Here is a 3267-nt window from a genome sequence, read left to right on the forward strand (position 1 = left end):
CTAGTAATTGTAGGTTCGATAATTCTTTTCTTTCAAAGTTCATATTTTGGAACAATTAAATTTCTTCAAAAGTAATAAAAAATAACATTTTTAGCGTTAATTGTTATAAAAGAACTTCACTTTTTTTAATGATATATTTATACGATTTTGCTCCAAAACACTAGAAATTTAAATTACTAATTTTCTATTTTCTTTATAAAAAATAGTATATTTGTTTGAGTTGAGTGAACCTCAAAAAAGAATTATTTTAAATAAAATTAGTATGCAACAAATTCCTAGTGTTGACTTACGTGATTTCCTGTCGGATGATCCGGCACGTAAACAAAAATTTGTAAATGAAATCGGAAAAGCCTACGAAGATATTGGTTTCGTAGCGTTGAAAGGTCATTTTTTAGATGACAAATTAGTGGAAGATTTATATTCAGAAGTGCGTAAATTTTTTAGTTTACCCCTTGAAACAAAAGCTTCCTATGAAAACCCAGAGATTGGTGGACAAAGAGGTTATGTTTCTTTTGGTAAAGAACATGCTAAAGGTCGTTCTGCTGGCGATTTAAAAGAGTTTTGGCATTTTGGTCAGTATGTGAGCGAAGGTTCAAAATATTCAGGTGAATATCCAAATAACGTAGAAGTTACGGAATTACCTAATTTCAATAGTGTAGGAAAAGAAGCCTATGTGATGTTAGAAAAAACTGGAGTATACGTTCTTCGAGCTTTATCTCTTTATATTGGTTTAGATGAATACTATTTTGATCCATATATTAAAGATGGTAACAGTATTTTACGACCAATTCACTACCCACCTATTACAGACGAGCCTAAAGACGGAGCCGTTCGTGCAGCCGCTCATGGAGACATCAACCTAATCACCTTATTAATGGGTGCCCAAGGGAAAGGATTACAAGTTCAAAATAATAATGGAGACTGGATTGATGCTATGGCTCAGCCTGATGAGTTAATGATCAATGTAGGCGATATGTTATCGCGTCATACCAACAATAAATTAAAATCTACCATTCATCAAGTTGTCAATCCCCCAAGAGATTTTTGGGGTTCTTCAAGATATTCGATTCCTTTCTTCATGCACCCAGTTAGCGACATGAAATTGAATTGTTTGCCAGAATGTATTGATAAAAAAAATCCTAAATTATATGAAGATATTACCGCTGGGGACTACTTAAATGAACGATTAGTTGAATTAGGATTGATTAAAAAATAATAAGAAGAAATTCCAAATTTCAAGTAACATTGGGGTTTGGTTTTTTGTATAAAAATTAAAATTTTCACGCCACAACGGAACGCGGATGAAGCCGATTTTACGGATAACCGCAGATTAATAATAAAATTATGAGTAGTATATAACACAAGGAGTTGACAGGTTCCGTTTTGAAATTATTTTATGAAGTTTACAACGAATTAGGATATGGTTTTCTAGAGAAAGTATACCATAATGCATTACACAATGAGTTAAAAAGTAATGGATTTGAAGTTGAATCTCAAAAACAAATCAAAGTTTATTACAAAAATATTGAAGTAGGAGAATATTATGCCGATTTGATTGTAAATAATAAAGTGATTATAGAATTAAAAGCTTCAGAAGCAATTTGTGAAGCTCATGAATTTCAACTGATTAATTATCTTAAAAGTACAAATATTGAAGTAGGCCTTTTGCTAAACTTTGGAAAAAAGCCTGACTTTTGTAGAAAAGTATTCCAAAACTACAGGAAATAAAATCAGCGGTAATCTGAAAAATCAGCGTTATCCGCGTTCTAAAAAATTAATTATGAATGATTTAGAGGAACAATTAAAAAAACTTTTCCCTGACCATAAAGTTTCAAACGAACCAGAATTTGTTGAAGAAACGCCTCATGAATTATTTGTTCAGGCAGCACCCATTCTTTGTAAATATGAAAAACGAAAAGGAAAACCCACTACCATAATTTCTGACTATGAAGGCTTAGATGAAGATTTTAAGTTATTGGCTAAAGAAATTAAAAGTAAATTAGCGGTTGGTGGCACATTTAAAGACGGAGAAATTATCATTCAAGGCGATTATCGAGACAAAATCATGAAACTATTACAAGATAAAGGTTTTAAAACCAAACGAGTTGGAGGATAAATTTGTTTCAAGTTTCAAGTTCAAAGTTAAGAACCTGAAACCTCAAACTTTAAATTAAAAAACAAATGATAGCAACATCAGAATTAATACTAAATCCAGACGGAAGTGTTTACCATATCAATCTCAAACCAGGCGAAGTCGCTCATGATATTATATTTGTAGGCGATCAAAATCGTGTAGAAAAAATCACCAAACACTTTGATTCTATAGAGTTTAGTACCCAAAAAAGGGAATTCAAAACTCAAACTGGAATTTATAAAGGGAAACGAATTACAGTTATGTCTACAGGAATCGGTCCAGATAATATTGACATCGTAATGAATGAACTTGATGCATTGGTAAACGTTGATTTAGAAACTAGAACCGTCAAAAAAGAATTAACTTCATTAAATATTATTCGTATTGGTACTTCGGGTTCGTTACAAGCAGATATTCCTTGCGATAGCATTGTAATGAGTCAGTATGGTTTAGGATTAGATAACATGCTTCGCTCCTATTTAGTTGCTGAAATTTCCGAGATTGAAATGGAAGATGCTTTTATTCAGCAAACGAATTGGGACCTAAGAAAAGGGCGTCCATATGTAATTGCAGGTAGTAAAACTCTAGAGAAACGATTTGAAAGCGATGCAATTTTTAAAGGTTTTACAGGAACTGCTGGCGGATTTTACGGCCCACAAGGTCGTGTTGTACGTTTAGGAATTCAAGATTCAGCATTAAATTCTAAAATGGATCGTTTCAGTTTCAACGGAACGCGAATGACTAATTTAGAAATGGAAACGGCCGCTATTTATGGTTTGGGTAAATTATTAGGTCATAATTGTTTGTCATTAAATGCTATAATTGCTAACCGTGCAACTGGAACTTTTAGTGAAGATCCGTATAAGGCAGTGGATGAACTAATTGAATATGTATTGAATAAGTTAGTTGAATAAATGGATATTATTCTCGAATCAGAGCGCCTACTCTATCGCCCTTTTATATTATCAGATGCGCATGCCTTATTTGATATGGATGCTAATCCGAATGTACATAAATACCTTTGGCAAAAGCCTATATTACATATTGATGAATCTATTCAAATAATTGAAATGGTTCAAAAACAATATGTTGAAAATAAAATTGGTCGCTTTGCTACGATTTTAAAAGAAACA

At 32.3% G+C, this 3267-nt stretch carries 5 protein-coding genes; all 5 read left to right on the forward strand.

Annotated elements, in window-relative coordinates; genetic code table 11:
• Positions 1-262 precede the first annotated feature (262 nt).
• A complete protein-coding gene (locus ACIQZC_RS10215; RefSeq protein WP_396139120.1) occupies positions 263-1216 on the forward strand; it encodes an isopenicillin N synthase family dioxygenase in 954 nt (317 codons plus the stop codon).
• A 152-nt stretch (positions 1217-1368) separates the two neighbouring features.
• Complete coding sequence (locus ACIQZC_RS10220; RefSeq protein ID WP_396139121.1) at positions 1369-1728, forward strand: GxxExxY protein; 360 nt, start codon at positions 1369-1371, stop codon at positions 1726-1728.
• A gap of 52 nt (positions 1729-1780) precedes the next feature.
• Positions 1781-2116: a translation initiation factor gene (locus ACIQZC_RS10225; protein WP_396139122.1), complete on the forward strand. Its 336-nt coding sequence runs from the start codon at positions 1781-1783 to the stop codon at positions 2114-2116.
• Positions 2117-2181: 65 nt separating this feature from the next.
• Entirely contained in the window at positions 2182-3048 is an 867-nt protein-coding gene (locus ACIQZC_RS10230; protein ID WP_396139123.1) for a nucleoside phosphorylase, read from the forward strand.
• On the forward strand, positions 3049-3267 hold a 219-nt coding region (locus ACIQZC_RS10235; RefSeq protein ID WP_396139124.1), incomplete at its 3' end, for a GNAT family N-acetyltransferase. It lies immediately after the preceding gene.

Source organism: Flavobacterium sp. (assembly GCF_044338735.1).
GTDB lineage: Bacteria > Bacteroidota > Bacteroidia > Flavobacteriales > Flavobacteriaceae > Flavobacterium.